This window comes from Legionella tunisiensis (assembly GCF_000308315.1).
Classification (GTDB): Bacteria; Pseudomonadota; Gammaproteobacteria; order Legionellales; family Legionellaceae; genus Tatlockia; species Tatlockia tunisiensis.
Window position 1 is genome coordinate 8,948 of the sequence record NZ_CALJ01000179.1, and the last position, 1,829, is coordinate 10,776.

Here is a 1,829-nt window from a genome sequence, read left to right on the forward strand (position 1 = left end):
AAACTGCCTCGAGAACAACGTAAAAGTGCAAGAAGATGGGGATTAACCTTTGCCTGGATGACTCGTATTGCTTTACTTGGCTCAGCTGTTTGGTTAGTAAAATTAGTACATCCATTGATTTCTTATGGGGACTTTTCTTTTTCTATACGCGACTTATTTTTATTTGCAGGCGGCGCTTTTTTAATAGCGAAAGCGACACAGGAAATTCATTATGAAGTAGGGGAAGATCAGACGGAATTGCAAGCTAGAGGTCCTAAACATCCCACTTTTAAGATGGTTGTATTTCAAGTGGCCGTTATGGATATTGTTTTCTCTCTGGACAGTGTTCTTACTGCAATTGGCTTGACAACCCGTTTTTGGGTGATGGCAGCTGCTATCACGTGTGCGATCTTAGTGATGATTTATGCGAGTGAACCTGTGAGCCTATTTATAGATAAGCACCCAACAGTTAAAATGCTGGCCTTAAGTTTTTTGATTTTAATTGGTATGGTTTTAGTTGCTGATAGTTTTTCTTTCCATGTACCACGTGGTTATGTTTATTTTGCTATGGGCTTTTCTTTAAGTGTTGAAACGCTTAATATTGTTCGGCGTTCTCGTCAACATAAGCGAAAAAACAGGTCATAACCCATGTTAATTATTAAGGCACTTCATATTATTGCAATGGTTGCCTGGTTTGCGGGTCTTTTTTATTTACCTCGTCTTTTTGTTTATCACGCTGATGCAAAGGATCAAATATCAATTGAGCGCTTTAAAATAATGGAAAGGCGTCTGTATTATGGGATAACCTGGCCTGCTGCCTTATTAACAACAGGATTTGGTTTAGCGCTGATTGACTACAATTGGCAGTACTACTTAAAAGCAGGTTGGATGCATGCCAAACTGTGTTTGGTGATTTTACTGTGGCTTTATCATTTGTCCTGCGGATTTTTCGTTAAACAATTTGCTCTGGGAAAGAACCAAAAAAGTGCAAAATTTTATCGGATCTATAATGAATTGCCGACTTTATTCTTGTTGGCCATCGTTTTCTTGGTTGTACTCAAGCCATTTTAGCCGTGAGTTAGCAGACGCCTCACGGCAGGTTGTTAATTAGAGATTAATCCATTTCAACCATTTCAAAGTCTTCTTTTCCTGCTCCGCAGTCCGGACAGAACCAATTTTCGGGTACGTCTTCCCAACGGGTTCCTGCTTCAATACCGTCTTCAGGCCAACCTTCAGCTTCATCGTAGATGAAACCACATATAACGCAAATGTATTTTTTGTAATCTGGCATAGTTGTCGCTCAATATTTTAAAGGGGCTAATTTAGCTATTGACAGCACTAATGTAAAGCCTAAATTTGTCATGATTTTTGTCAGATCAATGAAAAGCCGGTAGAATAGCAGGCTAATTCTAGGCAATGGAGCAGTCATGCATAGTTCCCAACAATTATTTGCACAGGCACAAGCTATTATCCCTGGCGGTGTTAATTCCCCCGTTCGAGCTTTCAAAGGGGTTGGTGGAGATCCTATCTTTTTTAAACAAGGAAGAGGGGCTTATTTAATTGATGCAGATAATAAGCATTATATTGATTATGTAGGATCTTGGGGGCCTCTTATTTTGGGGCACTGCCATCCTAGCGTAGTTGATGCAGTCAGTGTTGCCTTGCGTAGTGGTATGAGCTTTGGTGCACCAACTGAATTGGAAGTCAGGCTTGCGCAAAAAATAACAACCTTAATGCCAGCGATTGAGAAGATACGTATGGTTAATTCCGGTACTGAAGCAACAATGACAGCTATTCGGTTGGCACGCGGCTTTACTGGTAAAAATAAGATTATCAAGTTCAATGGTTGT

The 1,829-nt window shown here is 40.1% G+C and carries 4 protein-coding genes; 3 read left to right on the plus strand and 1 reads right to left on the minus strand.

Translation table 11 applies throughout. The features are described from left to right. The first annotated feature begins 3 nt into the window (after positions 1–3). Positions 4–624: a TerC family protein gene (locus BN58_RS24315; protein WP_232220521.1), complete on the plus strand. Its 621-nt coding sequence runs from the start codon at positions 4–6 to the stop codon at positions 622–624. 3 nt (positions 625–627) lie between these two features. Continuing rightward, positions 628–1,050 (plus strand): protoporphyrinogen oxidase HemJ, encoded by a 423-nt coding sequence (gene hemJ / locus BN58_RS10850; RefSeq protein ID WP_019216846.1) that lies wholly within the window; start codon positions 628–630, stop codon positions 1,048–1,050. A gap of 43 nt (positions 1,051–1,093) precedes the next feature. On the opposite strand, the gene BN58_RS10855 is transcribed toward hemJ, so the two are convergent. Further along, positions 1,094–1,270 (minus strand): rubredoxin, encoded by a 177-nt coding sequence (locus BN58_RS10855; RefSeq protein WP_019216847.1) that lies wholly within the window; start codon positions 1,268–1,270, stop codon positions 1,094–1,096. A 136-nt stretch (positions 1,271–1,406) separates the two neighbouring features. Here BN58_RS10855 and BN58_RS24320 point away from each other — a divergent pair. After that, positions 1,407–1,829 (plus strand): aminotransferase class III-fold pyridoxal phosphate-dependent enzyme (locus tag BN58_RS24320; RefSeq protein WP_040916447.1); only part of this gene is annotated, 423 nt, incomplete at its 3' end.

Bases quoted from the DNA above. Each gene is read 5' to 3' on its own strand.
- BN58_RS10855 (WP_019216847.1), bottom strand. From the start codon at position 1,270: ATGCCAGATTACAAAAAATACATTTGCGTTATATGTGGTTTCATCTAC.
- hemJ (WP_019216846.1), top strand. From the start codon at position 628: ATGTTAATTATTAAGGCACTTCATATTATTGCAATGGTTGCCTGGTTT.